This window comes from Synechococcus sp. Minos11, from assembly GCF_014279855.1.
Taxonomy (GTDB): Bacteria; Cyanobacteriota; Cyanobacteriia; order PCC-6307; family Cyanobiaceae; genus RCC307.
Window position 1 is genome coordinate 1,132,796 of sequence record NZ_CP047953.1, and the last position, 23,518, is coordinate 1,156,313.

21 protein-coding genes and 2 pseudogenes are annotated in these 23,518 nt (G+C 58.5%); 5 read left to right on the top strand and 18 right to left on the bottom strand.

The features are described from left to right. Positions 1-7 precede the first annotated feature (7 nt). Complete coding sequence (gene ilvD, locus SynMINOS11_RS06330) at positions 8-1,684, top strand: dihydroxy-acid dehydratase (protein WP_186550583.1); 1,677 nt, start codon at positions 8-10, stop codon at positions 1,682-1,684. Here the strand turns inward: ilvD and SynMINOS11_RS06335 are convergent. The 7 genes from SynMINOS11_RS06335 to glpX all read right to left on the bottom strand — a co-directional run bounded on the left by SynMINOS11_RS06335 (position 1,675) and on the right by glpX (position 8,589). Next, positions 1,675-2,076 carry a hypothetical protein gene (locus SynMINOS11_RS06335; RefSeq protein ID WP_255445525.1) on the bottom strand — a complete coding sequence of 134 codons (402 nt, stop codon included), beginning with the start codon at positions 2,074-2,076 and terminating at the stop codon, positions 1,675-1,677. The two genes, ilvD and SynMINOS11_RS06335, sit on opposite strands and share 10 nt — an antisense overlap. After that, entirely contained in the window at positions 2,076-2,654 is a 579-nt protein-coding gene (locus SynMINOS11_RS06340; protein WP_186550585.1) for a CIA30 family protein, read from the bottom strand. Before SynMINOS11_RS06340 ends, SynMINOS11_RS06335 begins: the two co-directional genes overlap by 1 nt. Next, complete coding sequence (gene pgl, locus SynMINOS11_RS06345; RefSeq protein WP_186550587.1) at positions 2,626-3,339, bottom strand: 6-phosphogluconolactonase; 714 nt, start codon at positions 3,337-3,339, stop codon at positions 2,626-2,628. The genes SynMINOS11_RS06340 and pgl overlap by 29 nt, the downstream gene beginning before the upstream one ends. Further along, complete coding sequence (gene gndA / locus SynMINOS11_RS06350) at positions 3,336-4,754, bottom strand: NADP-dependent phosphogluconate dehydrogenase (RefSeq protein ID WP_186550745.1); 1,419 nt, start codon at positions 4,752-4,754, stop codon at positions 3,336-3,338. The genes pgl and gndA overlap by 4 nt, the downstream gene beginning before the upstream one ends. Positions 4,755-4,824: 70 nt before the next feature. Continuing rightward, positions 4,825-6,120 carry a glucose-1-phosphate adenylyltransferase gene (locus SynMINOS11_RS06355; protein ID WP_186550589.1) on the bottom strand — a complete coding sequence of 432 codons (1,296 nt, stop codon included), beginning with the start codon at positions 6,118-6,120 and terminating at the stop codon, positions 4,825-4,827. Positions 6,121-6,193: 73 nt separating this feature from the next. Continuing rightward, positions 6,194-7,522, bottom strand: coding sequence for a glutamyl-tRNA reductase (locus SynMINOS11_RS06360; protein WP_186550591.1), 1,329 nt, complete (start codon positions 7,520-7,522; stop codon positions 6,194-6,196). A 62-nt stretch (positions 7,523-7,584) separates the two neighbouring features. Continuing rightward, positions 7,585-8,589 carry a class II fructose-bisphosphatase gene (gene glpX, locus SynMINOS11_RS06365; protein WP_186550593.1) on the bottom strand — a complete coding sequence of 335 codons (1,005 nt, stop codon included), beginning with the start codon at positions 8,587-8,589 and terminating at the stop codon, positions 7,585-7,587. Between the two features lie 129 nt (positions 8,590-8,718). Here glpX and rpe point away from each other — a divergent pair, with 129 nt between their 5' ends. Both rpe and SynMINOS11_RS06375 read left to right on the top strand, forming a co-directional pair. After that, complete coding sequence (gene rpe / locus SynMINOS11_RS06370) at positions 8,719-9,402, top strand: ribulose-phosphate 3-epimerase (protein WP_043736891.1); 684 nt, start codon at positions 8,719-8,721, stop codon at positions 9,400-9,402. Between the two features lie 54 nt (positions 9,403-9,456). Then, positions 9,457-9,756 carry a hypothetical protein gene (locus tag SynMINOS11_RS06375; RefSeq protein ID WP_186547384.1) on the top strand — a complete coding sequence of 100 codons (300 nt, stop codon included), beginning with the start codon at positions 9,457-9,459 and terminating at the stop codon, positions 9,754-9,756. 61 nt (positions 9,757-9,817) lie between these two features. Here the strand turns inward: SynMINOS11_RS06375 and SynMINOS11_RS06380 are convergent, their stop codons facing one another. After that, positions 9,818-11,956 carry a YadA-like family protein gene (locus SynMINOS11_RS06380; protein WP_255445319.1) on the bottom strand — a complete coding sequence of 713 codons (2,139 nt, stop codon included), beginning with the start codon at positions 11,954-11,956 and terminating at the stop codon, positions 9,818-9,820. Positions 11,957-11,962: 6 nt separating this feature from the next. Beyond that, a pseudogene (locus SynMINOS11_RS13125) lies at positions 11,963-12,319 on the bottom strand (hypothetical protein); the annotation flags it as partial. Here SynMINOS11_RS13125 and SynMINOS11_RS12945 point away from each other — a divergent pair. Next, complete coding sequence (locus tag SynMINOS11_RS12945; protein WP_255445321.1) at positions 12,276-12,416, top strand: hypothetical protein; 141 nt, start codon at positions 12,276-12,278, stop codon at positions 12,414-12,416. The pseudogene SynMINOS11_RS13125 and the gene SynMINOS11_RS12945 overlap by 44 nt on opposite strands. 5 nt (positions 12,417-12,421) lie before the next feature. Here the strand turns inward: SynMINOS11_RS12945 and SynMINOS11_RS13130 are convergent. The 8 genes and pseudogenes from SynMINOS11_RS13130 to SynMINOS11_RS06415 form a co-directional block, all read right to left on the bottom strand. After that, positions 12,422-12,832: pseudogene (locus SynMINOS11_RS13130) on the bottom strand (hypothetical protein); the annotation flags it as partial. 568 nt (positions 12,833-13,400) lie between these two features. Further along, a complete protein-coding gene (gene ccsB / locus SynMINOS11_RS06385) occupies positions 13,401-14,330 on the bottom strand; it encodes a c-type cytochrome biogenesis protein CcsB (RefSeq protein WP_186547387.1) in 930 nt (309 codons plus the stop codon). 33 nt (positions 14,331-14,363) lie between these two features. Then, complete coding sequence (locus tag SynMINOS11_RS06390; RefSeq protein WP_186547389.1) at positions 14,364-15,575, bottom strand: LptF/LptG family permease; 1,212 nt, start codon at positions 15,573-15,575, stop codon at positions 14,364-14,366. Beyond that, the gene (gene lptB / locus SynMINOS11_RS06395) at positions 15,572-16,300 is read right to left on the bottom strand and encodes an LPS export ABC transporter ATP-binding protein (protein ID WP_011935679.1); all 729 of its coding nucleotides are present in this window, start codon (positions 16,298-16,300) and stop codon (positions 15,572-15,574) included. Before lptB ends, SynMINOS11_RS06390 begins: the two co-directional genes overlap by 4 nt. Then, entirely contained in the window at positions 16,297-16,764 is a 468-nt protein-coding gene (locus tag SynMINOS11_RS06400) for an LptA/OstA family protein (protein WP_255445323.1), read from the bottom strand. Before SynMINOS11_RS06400 ends, lptB begins: the two co-directional genes overlap by 4 nt. Before the next feature lie 38 nt (positions 16,765-16,802). Next, the gene (locus SynMINOS11_RS06405) at positions 16,803-17,171 is read right to left on the bottom strand and encodes a DUF309 domain-containing protein (protein ID WP_370586159.1); all 369 of its coding nucleotides are present in this window, start codon (positions 17,169-17,171) and stop codon (positions 16,803-16,805) included. Positions 17,172-17,173: 2 nt separating this feature from the next. Further along, positions 17,174-18,982, bottom strand: a complete 1,809-nt coding sequence (gene typA / locus SynMINOS11_RS06410) for a translational GTPase TypA (RefSeq protein WP_011935682.1) — start codon at positions 18,980-18,982, stop codon at positions 17,174-17,176. 64 nt (positions 18,983-19,046) lie between these two features. After that, a complete protein-coding gene (locus tag SynMINOS11_RS06415) occupies positions 19,047-19,781 on the bottom strand; it encodes a M15 family metallopeptidase (RefSeq protein WP_011935683.1) in 735 nt (244 codons plus the stop codon). A 117-nt stretch (positions 19,782-19,898) separates the two neighbouring features. Between SynMINOS11_RS06415 and chlP the strand changes: the two genes are divergently transcribed. After that, positions 19,899-21,302, top strand: coding sequence for a geranylgeranyl reductase (chlP, locus tag SynMINOS11_RS06420; RefSeq protein WP_011935684.1), 1,404 nt, complete (start codon positions 19,899-19,901; stop codon positions 21,300-21,302). Here the strand turns inward: chlP and glyS are convergent. Further along, positions 21,292-23,505: a glycine--tRNA ligase subunit beta gene (gene glyS / locus SynMINOS11_RS06425; RefSeq protein WP_186547393.1), complete on the bottom strand. Its 2,214-nt coding sequence runs from the start codon at positions 23,503-23,505 to the stop codon at positions 21,292-21,294. The genes chlP and glyS overlap by 11 nt on opposite strands. Positions 23,506-23,518 lie beyond the last annotated feature (13 nt).

Sequence of the window (23,518 nt, forward strand, 5' to 3'; positions counted from 1 at the left end):
CGGACCCATGGCCCCCCTCCGATCCAGCGCCATCACGAAAGGTGTTCAGCGCAGTCCCAACCGCGCCATGTTGCGCGCTGTTGGTTTCGGAGATGGTGACTTCAGCAAACCGATCATCGGGATTGCCAACGGTTACAGCACCATCACGCCCTGCAATGTGGGGCTCAACGACCTAGCCCTGCGCGCCGAAGCAGCCACACAAGCAGCCGGGGGGATGCCGCAACTCTTCGGCACCATCACCGTCAGTGATGGCATCTCCATGGGCACCGAGGGGATGAAGTACTCCCTGGTGAGCCGCGAAGTGATTGCCGATGCCATCGAGACCGCCTGCAACGGTCAAAGCATGGATGGCGTGTTGGCCATCGGCGGCTGCGACAAAAACATGCCCGCCGCCATGTTGGCGATGGCGCGGATGAACATCCCAGGTGTCTTCGTCTATGGCGGCACCATCAAGCCCGGCAAATTGGGCGGCTGCGACCTCACCGTGGTCAGCGCCTTTGAAGCGGTTGGTCAGTTGAGCAGCGGCAAGATCGATGAAGCCCAGCTCACCGCTGTTGAAAAGAACGCTTGCCCAGGAGCTGGCAGCTGTGGTGGCATGTTCACGGCCAACACGATGAGTGCGGCCATCGAAACGATGGGGTTGAGCTTGCCGTTCAGCTCCACCATGGCGGCGGAAGATCCCGAGAAAGCCGAGAGCGCTGCTCGCTCGGCTGAGGTGTTGGTGGAGGCCATTGCTGCCAACATTCGTCCGTTGGATCTGCTGACCCGCGAAGCGTTTGAAAACGCCATCAGCGTGATCATGGCCGTGGGTGGCTCCACCAATGCGGTGTTGCACTTGCTCGCGATTGCACGCACCGCCGGCGTACCACTGTCAATCGACGACTTCGAAACGATTCGGCAACGGGTGCCTGTGATCTGCGATCTCAAACCAAGCGGACGCTTTGTCACGGTCGACCTGCATAACGCTGGTGGCATTCCGCAAGTCATGAAACTTCTGCTCGATGGTGGGTTGCTCCATGGCGATTGCCGCACCGTGGAGGGCAAAACCTTGCGAGAGGTTCTGGCTGATGTTCCCTCAGAACCGCCGGCTGATCAGGAGGTGATCCGGCCCCTGAGCAATCCCCTCTATGCCAAAGGGCACCTGGCTGTGTTGAAAGGCAACCTCGCCAGTGAAGGGGCTGTCGCCAAGATCAGTGGTGTCAAAACACCAGTGCTCACAGGCCCAGCCAGGGTGTTTGAAAGCGAAGAGCAGTGCCTGCAGGCGATCTTGGCGAACCAGGTCCATGCAGGCGATGTGGTGGTGGTGCGCAATGAAGGCCCCGTTGGCGGCCCGGGAATGCGGGAGATGTTGGCGCCCACCGCCGCCATCGTTGGTGAAGGGCTCGGCGACAAGGTGGCGTTGATCACCGACGGTCGCTTCAGCGGCGGCACCTACGGCCTGGTGGTTGGGCATGTGGCCCCAGAAGCAGCAGTAGGCGGCATGATCGGCCTGGTGCAAGAGGGCGATTCCATCACCGTGGATGCCCAACAACAATTGCTGCAGCTCAATGTGGATGCCGCTGAATTGGAACGGCGCAAGCAAGCTTGGGTCAAACCAGAACCGCGTTACCGCACCGGTGTTTTGGGTAAATACGCCCGTTTGGTGAGCAGCAGCAGCAAGGGCGCTGTGACTGATCAACCCTGAACCAGTTCGGCGCGCAAGCGACGCGCCAGGGTTTCCAATGGAATGCCGTCGTCAGGCCTGGGGCAGGCTTGTCCGGAGGTGCCGTCCATCCACACCGGATGGCGGCCCTGCCACAGCAGGGGCCGCTCCTCGTCCTCACACCAGCTCAACTGCAGCGACGGATCAGCCGCTGCGCCATAGATCTCCAGCTCGAGATCCAGAGCGGGTTGGCGTTGACCATCTTGACTTCTAACTTCCAAACGGCCAATCCAACTGTCACCCAGTTGTTCAGAGGGCAAAAAAGCATGCCGATAAGGGGGCCTGCTGAGATCGGCTGCGCGGCAGATGCTTTGGGTCAAGAGCTCGCAGCCTTCAGGATCGCTGATGCAGGCCGGTAGCCAGTCCTTGGCCATTACTGGATCGCTTCGATCGAGAGCACCTGAAGCCGCAATGGACCGGCCCGGAAACCAGGGTTGCTCTCCCCATCGTCGGCAAAGCGGGAGTGGAGGATCTGCAAACGCGACACCTTGGCAGCTTCAAATCGCAGGGGAAAACCCACGGGCTTGGCCCTGACGACGGGTTTGAGATCAGAAAAGGGGATCACCACCTCGCTGATGCCACTGGGCTGCGTATCAAAATCTTCCACCCACCTCAGGCCGCCAGGGACCAGATCTCCAAGGCGTCCGGCCAAATCAGAAACAGCAACAGCGAGTTTGTAGCGCCGTCCATCGCCTTGCAGCCGCAAACGCAAAGCCGTTGCCGATGACAAATCGAGGGGTGGTTGCCAGACCGGGGAACGGCAACTCACAAAGCCGCCACCTTCGGCCACAACCTCGGCCTGCATCAGCAAACCATCGGAATTGACGACACACTCGCCGCTGCTGCGGCCGCCCATGATCGTGTCGTTCAAGCTGGCCCAGCCACTAAAGCCATCACCAGCAGCAATCAAGATCGTCAACAGTTCAGGCCAGAGCGCCACAGGCCGCAGCATCAGCCAGAACCGTTATCTTCGCTTGGGTCTGCACCAGTTTGGCTGGTGTTCGCCCTGGATCTTCGGCAGGGTCAAGCAGCCGGCCCAACGCTTGCTGCTTTCCCTCGCCAGCCACCAAAAACACCACCTGGCGCGCTGCGCAGAGAACCGGTGGTGTGAGGGTGATGCGCGGAATGCCCTTGCCTTCCCCCACCGTGACCCAGCGATCGCGAACCTGCGTGGCTGCTGTGCCTGGGAACAGGGAGGCCGTATGGCCGTCGTCGCCAAGACCCAAGAGGATTAAATCAAATTCCGGAGGACTGCTGCCGCAGATCTGCTCTAACGAACTGTTGAAACGCGCCACATCGGCGGTCACATCGGCTCCATCGGTGGGCACCGGGTGAAAGCAAGCATGTTGACCAGGGCCTTCGGCCATCAAGCTGCCGCGCACCATGCGTGCGTTGCTGAGCGCGTCGTCGGCGGGCACATAGCGCTCATCGCCCATCAACAGATCAACCCGGTCCCAGGCCAAATGTTCTTGGCCCAGCAAGTGATAGGTGGCTTCCGGTGTGGAACCACCGGAGAGGGCGATTTGAACACGGTCCCGTTCCGCCAAGGTGAGGTCAATGACCTGGGCGATCGTCTCGGCAGCCCGCTTGGCCAAACTGCCGCGATCCGCCAACTGGATCAGCTCGTACTGGCTCACTGCAGCCACTCAGTGTGGAAGGTGCCATCGCGATCGACACGTTGGTAGGTGTGCGAACCGAAGCAGTCACGCATCGCCTGGACCAAGTTCTGTGGCAAGCGGCCGGTGCGGTAGCTGTTGATGTAATCGAGGGTGCTGCTGAAGGTGGGCACAGGAATGCCATTGGCCGCTGAAGCCGCCACCACTTTGGCGAGGCCAGGCAAACGACGGTTCACCTGATCAGCAAACCAGGGATCGGTCATCAAATTGGGCAGCTGAGGATCAGCGTTGAAGGCATCTTGGATGCGCTTCAGCAGCTTGGCGCGAATGATGCAACCGCCCTTCCAGATCTGAGCGATCGCGGGCATGTGCAGGTTGTAGTTGTTGTCGGCTGAAGCAATGCGCAGCAGCTCCATGCCTTGGGCATAGCTGGCGATACACGAGAGCACCACCGCATCCATGATCGGGCCCATGGCATCGGATGGTGTGCCCAGGTCGGCATCGGCAACGGCGGGACCTTTCAAAATCGATTCGGCCTTCTGGCGTTGGGGCTTCATCGAACTCATCACCCGCCCATTGAGAGCGGCATAAATGGTGGGCACCGAGGCCCCCATCTCTAGGGCTGTCACCACGGTCCAGAGACCAGTGCCCTTCTGGCCGGCCTGATCCATGATTTTTTCAACCAGGTCGGTGCCGTCATCGGGATCTTTGGTGCGCAGGCACACCTCGGTGATCTCCACCAGGTAGGAGTTGAGCTCTTCGGTCGCGTTCCAGGCCTTAAAAACGTCAGCGATCTGATCGCCGTTCATGCCCTTGACCCGCTTCATCAGGTCATAGGCCTCAGCCAGGATTTGCTCAATGCCGTACTCAATGCCGTTGTGGACGGTCTTGACGAAATGGCCAGAACCGCCAGGACCGATGTAGGTGACACAGGGGCCGTCTTCCACCTGGGCGGCCATCTTGGTCACCAGGCTTTCAATGGCGTCGTAAGACGCCTTGGTCCCTCCCGGCATCATGCTGGGACCTTCCAGAGCACCCTTGGCGCCGCCTGAGACGCCCATGCCAATGAAGCCGAAGCTCTGGCTTTCGAGTTTGGCGACGCGGCGTTCGGTGTCTTTGTACTCCGAGTTGCCGCCGTCAATCAGCAGGTCGCCGGCTTCCAGATACGGCGAGATTTGATCGATGACAGCATCCACGGCACCACCGGCCTTCACCATCATCAAGATGCGGCGGGGCCTTTCGAGCTTGTCGACAAACTCCTGCAAGGAATAGGCCGGCTGAATCTGTTTGCCGGCGCCACGGCCAGCCATGAATTCATCGGTCTTTTGCCGGGTGCGGTTGTAAACCACGCTCGAAAAACCATTGCGCTCAGCGTTGAGCACAAGGTTTTCCCCCATCACACCAAGCCCGATCAGGCCGAAATGCCCCTTGCCCATAGTGCCCCGCGTGGAACCAGTCACAGCAAGTGTGGCCACGCCTGGCTTAAGGGCCTACTAAGGCACTGATTCAGATCACCATCCCGTCGGGAATCGAAGCGTTTTTGGTGATCACCACAATCCCGCCACGGATGTAGAAGCCCTGCTCAGCGCGGTCGGCTTCCTCAACGTTGTCTTTGTTGATGATGCTGACGTTGCTGCCGATGCGGACGTTCTTATCGAGGATGGCCTTTTTCACCGTGGTTCCGCGGCCCACACCCATGGGGATGCCACCACGTTCCCGCAGGATGGCCCGCTCTTCGCCGGACTCATAGAAGTCGTTGCCCATCACCAGGGTGTCTTGCAGGGCAACCTCGTCTTCAATCCGGCTACGCACACCCAAGACGCAGTGGTGAATGCTGCAAGCCTTCAAGATGGACCCCTCACCAACAATGGAGTCGGTGACCTGCGCGTCTTGAAGCTTGGAGGGGGGCAGGTAGCGGTGACGTGTGTAGATCGGGAAACGCTTGTCGTAGAAAGAGAAGGGCGGACGCGGCTGGGTGGTCAGCGCCAGATTCGCTTCATAGAAAGCACGGATGGTTCCGATGTCTTCCCAGTAATCGTCGAAGAGATAGGAGCGGAGTTTGAAGCCATCGTCGAGTGCCTTGGGGATGATCTCCTTACCGAAGTCAGTGGCACCGGGGTTTTCAGCCAGTAAGCGGAAGAGCACGTCCCGCTTGAACACGTAGATGCCCATGGAGGCCAGGAATGGCCGGCGCTGGGCTTCCTCAGCGCTCAAGCCCATGCTGGCGGTATCGCAGGACATCTCATCAAGTGCCTCGCCTTTGGGCTTTTCGCGGAACTTGGTGATGGAGGCTTCTGCACCGGTGTGCATCAAGCCAAAGCTCTGGGCTTGCTCGCGATCAACCGGGAGGGCGGCCACGGTGAGGTCAGCGCCGCTGGCGCGGTGCTGAGCCACAAAATGGGCATAGTCCATCCGGTAGAGCTGGTCACCCGAAAGGATCAGCACTTCGTCGATGTCCCACTCCTGCAGCAGCCATTCGTATTTACGAACAGCATCGGCTGTTCCTTCAAACCAACTGGGGCTATCTGGGGTCTGCTGGGCCGCCAGAACTTCAACAAACCCTTGATCAAACCCCGAGGAGAGGTTGAAGGTTTGAGCGATGTGGCGATTCAGTGATGCGCTGTTGAACTGCGTCAGCACATAGATCTTGTTGATCCCGCTGTTGATGCAGTTGCTAACGGGGATGTCGATGAGGCGGTACTTACCCGCCAGCGGCACGGCTGGTTTGGCCCGCATTTTGGTCAGCGGATAGAGCCGCGTACCCGCACCGCCACCGAGAATGATTGCGAGAACCCGTTTCATCAACCCCTGGCAGCGCGGCCACTTTGGGCCCAGGGACCCAATTGATCAAGGGGTTGACGCCAGATCCACCGAGTTATTTTGCGTCGCTGCGATCTCGATCTGCGTCGTCGCCAGGCAGATCAAAGAGGCGTTGTGCGGCTGCCATCGAATCAAGCCGCTGTTGGCGTGGCTGTGGCGCCCGCAAGGCCGTTGTCGGAACGTGCAAGATCTTGTTGATCAAGCCCTTGGTGAGCGCTTCCACCACCTGCTTCTCGCGCTGTGAGAAATCGGATCCCATGCGGCTGAGCGCTTTGAGCAACTCCTGCTTACGGATCTCTTCAAACTGCTGCCGCATGCGGTTAATGGTGGGCACAGCTTCCAGGCCATCCCACCAATCCAGGAAGGCTTGGCGGTCTTCATCGAGCAGCACCTCAGCCTGTTGAGCCAATTGCTGCCGCGCGGCCACATTGCGCTCCACGACCTCTTGCAGATCGTCAACGTCGTAACTCAAGGTCCCAGAGACATCAGCTGCATCGGAGCTGATGTTGCGGGGAACACCAATGTCGACAAGCATCAAACGCGCCTGACGGGTAATCGCGTCCAAGCGCTGGCGGTCGATGATCGGCTCATCAGCGCCGGTGCTGGTGAACAGCAGCGTGTTGCTGGCCAACTGCGCATCGAGCTGGTCCAGCCCGCAGCAGGTGATCACCAAATCAGGGAAATCTTTGGCGAGCACTTCGGCTTTGGCCACCGTGCGGTTGACCACCGTGATGCTGCGTGCCCCTTTTGATTGCAGGTGTTGCAACAGCAAGCGAGCCATCCGACCAGCCCCCACCACAGCCACCTTCTCCTGGGAGAGGGAGACCAAGTCATCAACGCCCTGTTCCTGGCCCACCTTGAGCTGAGCGAGTTCAACGGCAGCTGAACTGATCGAAACGGCACCGGAACCGAGGTTGGTTTCGCTGCGAACCCTTTTGCCTGTACTAACGGCCTGATTCAACAAACGGTTGAGGATTGGGCCGATGGACTTGTGGTCCTGACCCAACCGGTACATCTTTTTGACCTGGCTGAGGATCTGCCCCTCGCCGAGCACCAAGCTGTCGAGGCCAGCACTCACCCGCAGCAGGTGTTGGATGGCTTCCTCGTGGTGGAGCGCAAACAGGTGCGGCTGCAGGTCGGGGTCAGCCAGGCCACTGTGATTGGCCAGAAAATCGCGAATCGCCTCCACACCATCCTCAGGATGGCGCAACAAGGAGTAGATCTCGAGGCGATTACAGGTACTCAGAATTGAGGTCTCAAGGACCTGCTCATGGGAGCGCAACGACTGGAGTGAGGTCTCCAGATGGTGTTCCGGAATGCTTAGCCGCTCGCGGACCTCAACAGGCGCCGTTCGATGGCTAAGGCCGACGACGGCGAGATGCATACGTCAGTTCAGAGTGATCAAAACGGGGCCAGGCCTAGGCCCAACCCCGACTATGCCAGAGCTCAGCGCAGAGCAATGCTCTGGGCGCCAGGCTTGATATGAACTGTGTCAGTGAAGCGGGCCGAGTTATCCAGGGTGCTGATCACCAGGCTGCTGGTGCGCACACAGTCGCGTTCGAACTTGACGCCGCCAAACAGCAGGCCGTCGGTGATGCCGCTGCCGGCGAACACCACGTTCTCGCCAGAAGCCAGCTCATTGGCTTCATAGACCTTGTCGGGATCGCTGATGCCCATCTCAGCCAAACGAGCCAGGTTGCCCTCACGGGTCAGGCCTTCCCACTCCTTGGTTTGAGCCACAGCCGGGTCATAAACCAGCTGTCCTTGGAAGTGACCACCGAGGGCACGCAAAGCGGCGGCGGAGATCACACCCTCAGGGGCGGCGCCAATGCCCATCAGGCAGTGGGTGCCGGTACCAGCAAAACCACAGGCAATGGCGGCCTGCACATCACCATCGGAGATGGGCTGCACGCGGGCACCGGTGGTGCGGATTTCAGCGATCAGGTCCTTGTGGCGGGCGCGGTCCATGACCACGATCACCAGGTCAGACACAGCAATGCCAAGGCATTCGCTGAGGATACTGATGTTTTCAGTGGCGCTCTTGTTGATGTCAACCTTGCCCTTGGCGGCCGGAGGAGCAGCCAGCTTCTTCATATAGAAGTCAGGGGCATTGAACAAACCGCCGGTTTCAGAAGCCGCCAGAACAGCCATCGAACCGCGCTGGCTGTTGGCGCAGAGGTTGGTGCCTTCGCAAGGGTCCACAGCGAAATCAACGCCGGGGCCGGTGCCGCTGCCCACTTCTTCACCGATGTAAAGCATCGGAGCTTCGTCCCGCTCGCCTTCGCCGATCACGATGCGCCCGCGCATATTGATCTTGCCCATGCGGTCGCGCATGGCCTCAACGGCAGCCGCATCAGCTTCGTTTTTGAGGCCACAGCCGGTGAGTTTTGCCGAGGCAATGGCGGCCTGCTCGACGACCTCGAGAATTTCCTGGATGAGCGTGCGGTCCAATGTGAGGCGGCGGTAAAGAACAAGGCCCCAGCCGCTCAGACGGCTAAAGCGGGCAGGACTTTATCAGTGCTGCTGTGGCTAACGGCCGGGAAAGGGTCTCCTACAATCACCGGCCCATCAGTTCAGGCCATGTCCCAGAAATCCCTGGTTATTTCCCCCTCGATTCTTTCCGCGGACTTTTCCAAGCTTGGAGAGGACGTGCGGGCGGTTGACCAGGCCGGCGCTGACTGGATTCACGTCGATGTGATGGATGGCCGCTTTGTGCCCAACATCACCATCGGTCCAATGATTGTTAAGGCCTTGCGGCCGGTGACCAGCAAGCCGCTGGATGTGCACTTGATGATTGTTGAGCCCGAGAAATACGTCGAGGACTTCGCCAAAGCTGGCGCAGACATCATCAGCGTCCAAGTGGAAGCCTGCCCCCATCTGCACCGCAACCTGGCTCAGATCAAAGACCTGGGCAAAAAAGCTGGTGCAGTGCTGAACCCCGGCACCCCAATCGACACCCTCGAATACTGCCTCGAGCTCTGCGACTTGGTGTTGGTGATGAGCGTCAACCCTGGGTTTGGCGGCCAAAGCTTCATCGAGAATCAGGTCGACAAGATCCGCGACCTGCGCCGCATGTGCGACGAGCGCGGCCTCGATCCATGGATCGAAGTTGACGGGGGGATCAAAGCTGGCAATGCCTGGAAAGTGATCGAAGCTGGCGCCAATGCCATTGTTTCCGGCTCGGGCGTCTTCAATCAGCCCAGTTACGCCGAAGCCATCGAAGGCATCCGCAACAGCAAGCGCCCTGAACTGGCAGCTGCTTGAAACGGTCCACATAAAAATGAAACAGGGGTACGCTGAGTGCCCCTTTTTTGTGCCATGAAGATCAGCCTTCGGGTTCTACTGCTGGCCGCTGCGGTTGTACCGATCGGGCTCAATCTTTCTGCCAATGCCTCTGAAACAAGCGAAAGATTCGAGGCAGCGTTAACAACAGCCTGCGAGGCCCAGGAAACCCCTGAAATGTGCAGCTGCTACGCCAAGCAAGTCACGAGTCAGTACAACGACAAACAACTGGTGGCCATCTTTAACCTTTTAAAGGACACAGAAGCCAATGACATGTTTCTCGTGATCCATTCGCAAATCGGCAAGAACTGCAAAGACACCACTGGTGATAACTAACCGAGCACAAAAAAAGCCCATCGAAACGATGGGCTTTTTCATGAACTGTTAGATAACGAATCTAGTTCTCAGAACTTGCAATCAGCTTTTTGACCATGGCCTCAAGATCAGCAATGCGCTGATCCTGCTTTTCAATCCTTGCCAGCAAGGCCTCTTCGACCTCCTCCTTCTCAGCCAGGAGATCATCGATGGTTGTCATGGCATGGTCGTAGGCCGCTTTCAGCTCTGAGTCGTCGCTATCTACATCTGTTGCAGCAGCAGTATCACGCAATGTGGTGATCTCAGCTTCCAGTTCAGCTAGGCGTTCACGGAGAGCATCAACATCCTCAGAGTCAGCCTTTTGATCGATTAACTGGGTTGTTGAAGCATCAACTGAGGTGGACTTGGCCATCAGCACCTCAGCTTGGGCTGGAGAAGCAGAACCACCGCTACCAACACTGAACATTGTTTCAGCACTGGACATGGACTGAACCGATGCCACCTCTGCTGGCAGCTGCTTGAGCACATTGCCACCAAAACCGAAAGTGAATCCGATCCGGCCCATCACATCGCCGTTATTCACCGTTTGAGTAGGCGTGCCGGCGATACCGCCGTTGAAATACACGCGATTACCAACTTTGGCAACACAACCCAGAGCGCCTGCGTACTGGCCGGCATAACCAGCACCGCCGACGCCGCAGCGGAAGGTTTCATTGGGCAAGAGCGTTTCGGTGGGCATCGCACCCAAAGCAGCGCTCAACGCACCGACAGCTCCGATGGAGTTTTCCAGCTTGGTGATGCTGTAGTCCGTGGTGCCAATGGTGCCGTCGTTATCGGTGGTGACGATGCGCTTGCTGCCTGAGTTCTGATAGCGGCTGCCAACAAAACCATTACGCGAAAGGCCAGGCAGTTTGTAAGACGAGGCCTTCGTACCCAAAGTCATTTGATAGGCGCGATCAGCAACAGCACCGGCACCAATCGCTGTGGCGCCAGCTGCCTTAGCGACGGCTCCTGCACCAAAGGCTGATGAATAGGGAGCAGTGGCACTGGAATAAGGACCAACAGCCAGGGAGCTGGTATCGAAAGCCGTAGCTCCAGTACCAAAGGCCGTGGCCTGCCAACCAGAGGCAACGCTGCCAGAGCCAAAGGCAATGGAATTGGTGTTGTAAGCCTGCGAGCCGGCACCAAAGGCATAAGCATTGGGACCATTGGAGCGTGCAAACGCACCGTAGGCATAGGCATTGGAACCATTGGCTGTGGCATCGGTGCCTTCAGCGGAACTATTCACACCAAGTGACGTGGAACGGACACCGAAGGCCATTGAGTTCAGGCCAATTGACCTCGAATCTGCACCAAAGGCAGATGAATTGATGCCATTGGCCAATGCATTGGAGCCATAGGCATAGGCGTTAGTTGCCACTGCATCGGAATTGGAACCCATCGCATAGGAATTCACTGCATTGGCAACAGAACTCGCACCAAATGCGGTGCTATTAACTGCACTCGCCGTCGACTGGGAACCAAAGGCAAAAGCGTTAACACCCGATGACACTGAGCAAGCGCCAAAAGCAGCTGCATTATTTGCATTGGCGTTAGAAAGGGTGCCAACAGCAACGGCATTGTGCTGATTAGCTGTTGAATTCGTACCAGCTGCTGTTGAATTCGCGCCAGTGAGAACTCTTGAGCCCATACCAAACGCCATACTGCAAGGAGCATTGACGTTGGCATCGGTGCCAAAGGTTGAGGAGTTCAGGGCAGTGGTTGTGGCACGTGCACCATCACCAAAGGCAAAGGAATCATCGCCATTGGCATGGGCATCACGGCCAAAGGCAAACGCATTGGTGCCGCAAGCGACCGCATTCACACCACCGGCATAGGAATCAGTTCCGTTAGCAACTGAATCACGTCCAAAGGCCTGGGCGTTAAAACCATTGGCTAGAGCGTTGAGACCAACAGCGGTTGTGTTGCCTCCATTAGCCCTTGCTTTGTAGCCAGCAGCAAAGGAGTTCACACCATTGGCATTGGCATCGGCGCCGATGGCAGTCGAGTTATGGCCAACGGCATTGGAGCAAGAACCAATGGCGATCGAGTTGACGTCTATAGCGTTGGCTAGATAGCCCACACCAATTGCATTGGGTCGTGAAGCACGGCTGCCAGGACCAATTGCTGTTGTGTTGACTGCCGTAGCACCTGCATCAGTACCAATGGCAGTTGCATTCACCCCATCAGCAGTTGAGAGGGTGCCGATGGCAACACCGTTGGCTTTGGTGGAATTTGAAGTTGAACCAATTGCAATTGCATTAGCAGCTTCTGATCTGGACTTAACACCAATCGCCACTGAATTAGCTGCGTTAGCAAGAGAGTCAACGCCAAAGGCCTGCGCATTGACGTCATTCGCTATTGCATTAACGCCAATAGCGGAAGCGTTGACGGCATTCGCCTGCGCTTTAACGCCGACAGCTAAAGCATTGACATCATTTGCCAATGAATCAGTGCCCGCTGCAAAAGAATTCGCTGCAGTGGCATCTGAGTTGTAACCAATGGCAGTTGAATTTGCTGCGGATGCTGTTGCGAGGGTACCTATAGCAGTGCTGTTGCCACCTGCTGCATTTGCAGCCGATCCAATTGCAAAACCAGAAAACCCAGCGGCGTTAGCTGTCCAACCAATTGCTGTTGATTGATTTGATTGGGCTACAGCTTGATCACCAATTGCAGTAGAAACCAATCCCGTTGATTGGCTTCTCCAACCAACGGCTAGAGACCTTTGAGTTCCATTGGCAACGGCGTTCTCGCCGATAGCAATCGAGCCCAAGGTATCTGCAAGGACGTTGGAGCCAATCGCAACACTTCCAGCACCGTTGGCATCGGAATCAACACCAATAGCCACAGCATTGGTGCCGCCACCATCAGCGTTTTGGCCTAACGCAACAGCATTAGCAGCTACTGCAGTTGATCCATTACCAATCGAAACGGCATTGGCTGCAGAAGCTGTGCCGTAGAGATCAGCAAGACCGTCGTTAGTGGAAGTACCGCAAGTATTCAGAGAGATATCAGTTTCTGAACCAGTGCCACTCCAGGCCTGGCTCCATGAAGTCATTGTCTGTGTACCAGAAAGACTGGAGCTAAAAGTCGTTGCAGTACCACCGATAGTCAGCAAAGTCGACGTTCCAACTGCAGAAGCCGGTGTTCCTGCAGCAACAGATAAACTCGACGCACTGCCACCCACAGCGAGGCTAGAAGTTGAACCGCTTGCGGTACCACTCAAGGTGCTACTCCCGGCGCCGTTGAGGGTGATCGTTCTCGTGGTGTTGTCAGTGCCTGTCGAGCACGTACCTGTTAACGCACCAGCTTGAGCACTGATGGTGGTCGCAACTGGTGTTGCTGCGATCACAGATGCGATGAATGCAACCTTGGCTGAACGGCGTGCTTTCACGGACCATGCATTACTCGTAACTTTTTAGTCATTTCTCAGTCGCATTTCATCCAACCGAATCCATATCTCACAGGTCTCTCAAGTCCCTAGATGAGACGAGAACTGACTGAGGCTAAAACCAATTACTCAATGTTGATCAAAGCGAGCAGCCAACACGAAACAAAATCTTTCGTCTCAATATTGAACAACCAAGAATCAACACATCGCAGTGTCTTGCCGGTGTTGGTCTCAATTAGCTGTCAAAAAACCAGCCATAGCTGTGCAAACCAATGCCCAGCAGATTCACGCCGATGTAGCAAACGCTGATCACAAACAAGCCACTCACCGCCACCCAAGCGGGTCGGCGTCCCTGCCAGCCGCGGCTCAGGCGTGTGTGCAAATAGGCGGCGTACACCAACCAACAGATCAGAGCCCAGGTTTCTTTGGGGTCCCAGCTCCACCAGCTCCCCCAGGCTTCATTGGCCCACACGGCACCACTAATAATGCCGACGGTGAGCAGCAGAAAGCCCACAGTGATCGTCCGGTAGCTGAGGTTGTCGAGGCGTTCGCTCAGGGCAATGGGGGCAGCCTCCAAAACAACCGTGCCTCCATCGGTTTGCAGGCCAGCCTTTTGAAAACTTCCGCTGCCAATCGAACTGCTACGCAGCTCCATGGCTTGGCCCGGCTGCGTGAACAGCACCGCAGCTGATAACAACGAGCCCACCAACAAAGCGGCATAACTCATCATGATCACGCTGACGTGCATCACCAGCCAGCTGGACCGGAGCGCTGGCACCAGCGGTGCTGGGTTTTGCAGCGTGTCTGGAAGGGCAAAGCTGGCAAAGGCCACGCAGACCAGAGCCATGGGTGTGGTGGCTGCCGGCACCAGGGGCGAAGGCCAACTGCGTTCCACAAACAACTGGGTGAAGGTGCAACCCCAGGCCAAGAAGCAGAGCGATTCGTAGAGGTTGCTGATCGGGAAATGCCCCGAATCCAGCCAGCGCCAGAGCAATTGGGCCGTGAGCAGCAAGTTTGCAGCCACCACCAACAGCTGCACCACGCGGCTGGTGCTGGAGCGCGGCTCACCGCTGAGATTCCAAAAGGCCAACGGCAAGGCGAGGAGCAACGCTCCAAAAGCCATCAGCCCAAGCAGCAGAACTGGATCGTTCAAAAGCCCTGTCATCACCACCTCAGGTTTAGGACATCCCAGCTGGGATCAGCGGCTGGCTTGCCTGAGTAGAAGCAAACCGCCACCCAAACCGATCAGCACCGGAGTCCATGCCGAGAGGAAGGGGGTGAGGGTGCCTTTGACGCCCAAGGAGCTGAACACAAAAGCCAGCAGGTAATAGACAAAGATCAGCAGCACGCTGATGCCAAAGCCCTGACTGCGGCTGGTGCGGGTGTTGGGCCTCGAGCCCAAGCTCGCTCCGATCAAACCAAACACCAAGCAGATGGCCGGGAAGGAGAACTTCTCTTGAAGGCGCACCCGCATCTTGCGGGCAGCCTTGCGATCACCGGCTTCTTCAATGATCTCCAAAGCCTGATTGGCTTCGGCTACCGACATCACATTGACGTCCTTGGGCAGAGACGCCAAATCCAGTGGGCCTTCACCAAGTGGGTAGTAATAGGTGTTGAAGTCAGCGGTGGTGTTGCGCCCGCCGCGATCGGCCACATTGATGATGCTGCCGCGGCGGAATTCCCAGGTGCCGCGACCTTCCATGAACACGGCCTCTTCGGCACTGAGAAGTTGTTTCTGGCCGGCACGGCTGAAATCGATCAGCGTGACGTCCATCATTTTTCCGTCTTTGAATTCCTTGGCATAGAAGAGCTGGATCAATCGCTCTTTGTTGTCCTTGGGCCCATCGGTCACACGCCCATAGCGGGGGTAAATGATGTTTCCGCCTTTTTCTGAATCGATGCTGCGTCCCAAGGACTTGTGCAGCATCACGTAGCCAGCGCGGTTGGCTGGCGGCACCAGAACGTCGTTAAAGACAAAGGTGAGCACACTCATCAAGCCGGCTAGCACCAGGCCTGGAATCACGAACCGGTAGGTGGCCACACCAATGCTGCGCAGTGCGGTGAGCTCGCTGCCGCCGGAGAGGCGGCTGTAGGCCAGCAAGGTGGCAATCAGGGTGGCCATCGGGAACGACAGCACCAAGAAGCCCGGCAACCGCAAAAACAACACCTGGACGGCCACGCCCATGGGCAGCCCGGCTTCGGCCACCTTGCGAACCAGCTCAAACAGCACCCCAACCGAGAGGGTCACCGCGGTGAAGGCCGCAATGCCAAACAGCAACGGGCCCAGTAATTCACCGGTCAGCCAGCGATCCATCAGGGGCAGCCGGCGCCATTGGCGAATCGCCTGGCTCTGACCGCGGCGGACCAAATTTGCGGACTCCTGCAAGAAGGACGTGGAACTCACAGTCACAGCCGGAAGTCCTCCCCGAGGTAGTACTGCTTCACCTGAGCATCGGCAGCCAGCTCATCGGCAGTGCCTGAGGCCAAGATTTGACCATCGGTGAGGATGCAGGCGTAATCGGTGATGCTCAGGGTTTCCCTGACGTTGTGGTCGGTGATCAACATGCCAACACCGCGATCGCGCAGGCTGCTGATCAGCTGCTGAAGATCGCTCACAGCGAGCGGATCGACGCCGGCAAAGGGTTCATCCAACAGCAGAAAGCGAGGGCCGTTGGGGCCAACCGCCAGAGCCCGAGCCACTTCGGTTCGGCGCCGTTCTCCACCAGAAAGCTGAAACCCCTTGCGGTGCAAAAAACGCTCCAGTTGAAAGTCATCAACTAGTTCCTGCAAGCGTTCGCGGCGCAACTGGTCGGGGAAACCACTTTCCTGCATCGCCAGCAGCAGGTTGTCGCGAACGCTGAGATTGCGGAAAACACTGGCTTCTTGCGGTAGGTAGCCAATGCCGCGCCTGGAGCGCTCTGGCATCGAGAGCTCGCTGATCGAAGAGCCATCAAGCAACACATCGCCCCGATCGGGCTGAAGCATCCCCGTCACCAAGTTGAAGGTGGTGGTTTTGCCAGCGCCATTGGGGCCAAGCAATCCAACCACTTCACCAGGGTGGAGTTCCAACGACACGCCCTGAACAACAGGGCGTCCAGCAAAGCTCAGATGAACCGCATCCAATTTGAGGCTCATGGCGACGCCTCCAGCGGGGCCGTCCGTTGGATGCGGTAGTTGCTGAAGACCTGATCACCCGGAGCCGGATCAGCAATCATGCGGTCTTCCAAGACGAGATAGGTGATGCGCTCGGCCTTGAGCCTGTTGCCACCGTTTTGGATCACATCCACATCGCCAGTGAGCACGATGCGCTCTTCTTTGGTGAAGTACTGCGCTTGCCGGGCCCAGGCTTGCACTTGCTTGGGCGGATAGGAGATTTTCACGTTGCCCGTGGCAGTCACCACCCCAGTGACGTTGTCTGCCTGCTGCAGGTCTGATTCGACGGTGACCAAACCCGATGGCTCTCCTTCAGCAGCAGGCTCTGCGCGTAGGGCTGGTGCTGTCCCTGTTGGGCTGAGCTGCTCGCTGACTGGAGCTGATTGGGACTCAGCAACCACTGGCGCTAGGGCCATTGCCACCGCAAGAGCAAGCCAACGGCCCATCGATACGCCCAGGGTTAGGACGTTTGAGTTTACGGAAGTCATTCGCTCAGATCAAAAACCAAACGGGGGCACGGGTGATCAGAAGCGAGGGGCTCGGGGCCTTGCAATTGCTGCTGCAGCTGACGGCAGGGGTCCAGCAATGCAGCCGCTTGCCAGCCCGGCGGTGAAGCTTGCGAGCGCATCAAGCGGCCGGTTCCTTCGCCCAAAAGAATTGCAGCTCCGTTGAGGTTGTCGCGTCCAAGGTGAACCATCGCCACGGCAACCTGCACAGCCCCTTGCAGCCATCGCCGTTCTGGCTCGGCCGTGTCATGCCAGAGCTCTTCAAAAACGTCATGAGCGGCGTACCACTCACCACCATTGAAGAGCTCAACACCGCTGCTGAAGCGGGGATCGCGGAATGGATCCAAGCTCAGCGCTTGGCCGTCTTCTTGGAGGGCAACTTGCGCAGGCGGATCGATTCCGGGGTCACTTCGAGCATTTCATCGGGTCCGATGTACTCGAGGGCCCGCTCCAAGGTCATCTGAACGGGGGACTGCAGGGTGTCGAGCTCTTCAGCACCAGCGGAGCGCATGTTGGTGAGCTGCTTGGTCTTGCAGACGTTGATCTCGAGGTCCTGGGGCCGGTTGTTTTCGCCAATGATCATGCCCTTGTAGACCTTGGTGCCTGGGCTGATGAAGAACTGGCCGCGGTCTTCCGCGTTCTTGAGGGCATAGAAGGTGGCGGTGCCTTCTTCAAAGGAGATCAACACACCATTGCGTCGGGTATCGAAGTCGCCCTGCATCTTGCGGTATTCCAAGAAAGAGTGGCTCATGATTCCTTCCCCGCGGGTGGCACGAATGAAGTCACCACGGAAACCGATCAGGCCCCTGGAGGGCACGACAAATTCCATCTGGGTGCGGCCGTCCTCGCCGTTTTCCATGTTCTGCATCTCACCTTTGCGGGTTCCCAGCCGCTCAATGCAGCTGCCCACAGCAGCCTCGGGCACATCGAGCACCAGGGTTTCAAAGGGCTCACAGGGGGTGCCATCGATGGTGCGGAAGATCACCTGCGGCTGTGACACCTGGAATTCATAGCCCTCGCGGCGCATCGTCTCGATCAAGATGCCGAGGTGAAGTTCGCCGCGTCCGCTCACCGCAAAGCGGTCTGGGGAATCGGTGTCTTCCACCCGCAACGCCACATTGGTGAGCAATTCCTTCTGCAGGCGATCACGCACCTGGCGGCTGGTCACGAACTTGCCTTCTTTACCAGCGAATGGCGAGTCGTTGACCACAAAGGTCATCTGCAAGGTGGGCTCATCCACCTTGATCAGGGGCAGCGCCTCAGGGTTGTCCGGGCAAGCGACGGTTTCGCCGATGTTCACCTCATCAAAACCAGCAATCGCAACGAGATCGCCAGCGTGAGCTGCCTCAACTTCCACCCGTTGCAGGCCCTGGAAGCCCAGCAACTTGGAGATGCGGCCGCGCTTGATGCTGCCGTCGTCTTTGATCAACGCCGCCTGCTGGCCCGCCTTGATCGAGCCGTTGTGAATCTTGCCGATCACAATGCGACCCAGGAAGTCGGAATAGTCGAGGGTGGTCACCTGCAGCTGCAGGGGCTTGTTGACATCACCAACCGGCGGCGGAACATGGCGCAGGATCGCGTCGAACAGCGGACGCATGTTCTCGCTGTCGGTGGCCATGTCGGGTTTGGCAAAACCACCTAAGCCACTGCCAAAGAGGTAAGGGAAGTCGCACTGGTCGTCATCAGCGCCGAGCTCGATAAACAAATCGAGCACCTTGCTGACGGCCACTTCGGGGTCAGCCCGGGGACGGTCGATCTTGTTGACGAACACAATCGGCCGCAGGCCTTTTTCCAGGGCCTTCTTCAGCACAAATCGGGTTTGGGGCATGGGCCCCTCGTTGGCATCAACGATCAGCAAACAGCCGTCCACCATGCCGAGCACACGCTCGACCTCACCACCGAAGTCAGCGTGACCAGGGGTATCAACGATGTTGATGCGGGTGTCTTCGTAATCAACCGCGGTGTTCTTCGACAGGATCGTGATGCCACGCTCACGCTCCAGGTCGTTGGAGTCCAACACGCAGGTGGGCACTGCCTCGCCTTCGCGGAAAATGCCCGACTGGGCCAGCAGGGCATCCACCAGGGTGGTTTTGCCATGGTCAACGTGGGCGATGATCGCAATGTTGCGAATCGCGGCGCGCGTAGTGCTGGCGCTCATTGGGGTTAGATCCTGGTAACGGCCGCTCCGGCTCAGAATGAGACAAGCGGTGGAGTGTGAGACTTTATCGTCTCGCGGAACGTTGGAAACGTTGCACGGCCTCAAATTGCTCCAAAGCCTTGGCTGAACCTTCAAAACGCCAGTGCCAAGGCTCAAAACTGAGCCCTTGAGCATTGGCCCGCGGGAACGACAGGGTGAAGTGATAGCGGTGGGCGTTGTTCTTCAACCAGGCGAAACCAGGAGTGGATTCAAAGCTTTCTGAGAGCTCGGTTTGCGGCCTGGTGAGATCGGCGAAATCGACAGCAAAGCCTGTGCTGTGCTCCGAATAGCCCGGTGGAGCACTGACTTTGGCCCTTTCTTCGGCGCTCTGATTACGCAGCGACTTCATATTGAAGAAAACCTCGTTCTGGATATCGACTGAACGAAAGGCACTCACCACGGTGAGACGAATGCCATCACGGCGTGCATCGGCCAGCAGACGCCGCAATTCCGCGGCGGCATCGCGCTGCAGGCGAATTCCAGGCCAGATCTCCACCAATTCCGACTCAGCAGCCTCTGGATAGGGGAAGTGCCCCAACAAGCGGCCATCGCCATCAGGCCGCGCCTCGATTCCCTCCACCAGTCCCGCAGGAGGAATCCAACGCTCCAAGAGCTGCTCCTGCAACAGGAACAACGCGGCCAAGCCACCCCCCAGAGCCAGGCTGACGCTGAGCACCACGGGGCCAATGGGGAAAGGCCTTGGCCTCCTCGTGGCTTGCTGACGCCGCGCTACAGGCAGATCCTCACGGGTGCGCAGCATCGAAGCTAAGAGTTTCGAATTGTCAGATCCTAGTCGCAGGAATGGATTTCACCAGCATTCAACCGGCTTGCAGTGTTAGTTTCAAAGAACTGTCTGTGCCCACCCGGGATCCCAGGAATGTTGCGTGTTGCCGTTGTCGGCGGAGGGCCCAGTGGCTCCTGTGCTGCAGAAGTTTTGGCGAAAGCAGGAATTCAGACCTGGATCTTTGAGCGCAAGCTCGACAACGCCAAGCCCTGCGGTGGCGCCATTCCCCTCTGCATGGTCGAAGAGTTCGACCTTCCCGAGAACATCATCGACCGCAAGGTCCGCAATATGCGGATGATCTCCCCCTCCAACCGTGAAGTGGAGATCAATCTCGACAACGAGAACGAATACATCGGCATGTGCCGCCGGGAAGTGATGGATTCCTTCCTGCGCAACCGAGCCGCCGACCTCGGAGCCAACCTGATTAATGGCCTGGTCACCAAGATCGAGACCGGGCCCAAGCGCCAAGGGCCTTACACCCTCCAGTACACCGATTACAGCGATGGCGCAGCCACCGGTACCGCCAAGAGCCTTGAGGTGGATCTGATCATTGGCGCTGATGGTGCCAACAGCCGCGTCGCCAAAGCCATGGATGCTGGCGACTACAACGTGGCCATCGCCTTTCAAGAGCGGATCAAGCTCCCGGCCGAGGAGATGAGCTACTACGAGAACTTGGCCGAGATGTATGTCGGCACCGATGTCTCGCCTGACTTCTACGCCTGGGTGTTCCCCAAATACGACCACGTGGCTGTCGGCACCGGCACCATGCAGGAAAACCAAGCCCTGATCAAAGACTTACAAGTCGGCATCCGTCAGCGAGCCCGCAAGCGCTTGATCAAAGGTGAAGTGATCAAGGTAGAAGCTCATCCAATTCCCGAGCACCCCCGCCCCCGTCGCGTGGTCGGCGGTATGGCGCTGGTGGGCGATGCCGCTGGGTATGTCACCAAGAGCTCAGGCGAAGGGATTTACTTCGCTGCCAAAAGCGGGCGCATGTGCGCTGAAGAAATCGTGGCCGCCAGCGGCAGCGGTCAGCGCGTTCCTACCGAGAAGGATCTCAAGGGCTACCTGCGCAAATGGGACCGCAAGTACGGCGCTACCTACAAGGTGCTGGAACTCCTGCAAAACATCTTCTACCGGAACGATGCAGCCCGCGAAGCCTTCGTTGAGATGTGCGATGACAAGGATGTTCAACGGCTCACCTTCGACAGCTACCTGTACAAGCGGGTGGTGACCATGAACCCCTGGCAGCAACTGAAACTCACCTTCCTCACCGTTGGTGCTGTGCTGCGCGGGAACGCCCTGGCACCAGGCACTTACAAGGCAGTACCCAGTGCTGTGCGAAGCGAAGATGAAGCCGATCGTTTGCTGGCAGAAGGTGGCATCCGCGGCGGATTGAAGGCTGGCCGCGAAGCCGCTGCGCAAGCCGAAGCTGCAGCGGAGTCGCAAGCCGACGCCAAGGCCCCAACTGAAGAGCGCGACGTGGTGCTCAGCCGCTAATTGCGGCGAAATCAGCCAACACCGCCGCCTGGTTGCCCAACACGGCCAGCAGGTTCAGGCGGTTGCGGCGCACCGCCATGTCATCAGCCATCACCATCACGCTGGTGTCGCCATCAAAGAAGGCCGCGAGGGTGCTGCTACTGGCCGCTAGTGCCTCACATAGCTTCGAATAACGATCAGCCCCCTGCTGGCCAACGATCCCGGAGAGTTGATCGACAACTTTGAGCATGGCTGCTTCGCTGGGTTGCTCGAACAGCGATGCATCCACCACCCCAGTGCTGCTGAGCACATCAGCTGCCAAATCGCCTTTTTCAGCCAGGCGAACAGCGCGTTGCACCGCCGCTTGCACCGGAGCCAACTCCCCAGCTGAGCGCAGCTGCTCCAGCAAGCGCAGACGATCGAGTGCATCGAGGGGATCACGCAGCAGGCGCTGATTAGCGCTCTGGGGCGTCACGGCCTGCACCAAATCCACGGCTTCGCCCTGCTCTTCCAATTGGCTGATCAAGCGTTGGCGCAGGAACTCGTGCAAATCCGCCAGCAGCTGGGAAGCATCGATTGCAAAACCAGGCAACAGCTCCGCCCAGTGGTTGCAAGCCTGCTGCAAGAGATCCTGCAAATCGAGGCGCCACTGACGCTCCCAGAGGATCTGCAGGATGCCGTTACCAGCGCGGCGCAGGGCATAGGGATCCGATGACCCGGTGGGTCGTTGACCCTTGGCAAAGATGCTGAGCAAGAGCTCCAGGCGCTCCGCTAGGGCCACCACCGCTCCGGCATCCGAGCTGGGCAACACATCATCGGCGCCACGGGGCAGGTAGTGCTCTTGCACCGCCAAGGCCACCGACGCTGGCTCCCCCTCGGCCAGCAGGTATTTGCCGCCCATCAAACCCTGCAGTTCAGGGAACTCACCCACCATCTGGCTGACGAGATCGTGTTTGCAGAGGTGGGCGCCGCGGCAGGCATCGGCTTGGGCTGCAGCATCAAGAGCCAGACAGCGGCCCAAGGTTTGAGCGAGCCACTCCAGGCGCTCACAACGATCCAGCAAGCTGCCCAGCCCTTCGGCAAAGGTGACCCGGCTCAACTGAGCCCGTCGTTGCTCACTGGCCACGGCGCGATCAGCATCCAAGAAAAAGGCCGCATCAGCCAGTCGCGCCTTCAGCACCCGCTCGTTGCCGCGGCGGATTGAGTCTTCAGCCCCATCGAGCCCATTGGCGATGCAGAGGAATTGGGGCAACAAGCAACCGCGTGCCTGCAGGCTGAGCGGATCCACCTCAGCGCTACGCCGATACAGCGGCACATAACGCTGATGGCTACGCATCACGGTGCTGAGCACCTCAGCAGGAAGATCCAAGGATCCATCGTCAATGGAACCCTCAATCAAGCTGGGACGCTCCACCAGATCGGTGAGCTCTTCGAGCAGTTCGTCAGGCAGATCAGCGCGAGCGTCGCGCTTGCTGGCGCCTGCCGCAATGGCATCAGCAATGAGCTGGCGGCGCTGCTGGCGGTTCACCATCACACCGGCACTCGCCAAGCAGTCGCCATAGGCCGACGCCGCTGGTATGGAGACCTCAGCTGCCACCAAGCGGTGGCCAAAACTGGTGCGGCCTGATTGCACAGGCGGATCGCTGCCCTCCAAGCTCAGCTCCACCACCTGCTCATCAAGAAGGGCCACCAACCAGCGAATCGGCCGCGAAAAGCGCCGCTCGCCAGCGCCCCAGCGCATGAAGCGGCGGCCTTGCAGGGCAGCAATCCAGCCAGGGATGAGCTCAGCGAGCAGATCGGAGGCCTGGCGTCCCTTCTCCAGCACCGAAGCAAACACAAAGGGACCTTTGGGGGTCTCACGGATTTCCAGCTCTTCAGGCTGGAGTCCGCAGCGTTGGGCAAAGCCAAGCGCCGCCTTGGTCGGCACGCCGTCTTGGAAAGCTTGGGCAGCAGGGGGACCTTTGCGCTCTTCTTGAAGGTCGCTGGCTGATGGCGCCAAACCATCGATGCAGACAGCGATCCGGCGCGGAGTACTCGTGCAGCTCAGGCCCTCACAGGCCAGGCGCTGCTCACTGAGATCACGCCGCACCATTGGCTCCAGCTGAGCCAACACCTGAGCGGCGAAATCAGCGGGCAATTCCTCAGTGCCGATTTCGAGCAGGAAGCTGGCCACAGAAGCTTTACGAGCAGGTTGTGACTTTATGAATCCGCCGAACCCCTCCATTGCCTAGGGTCGA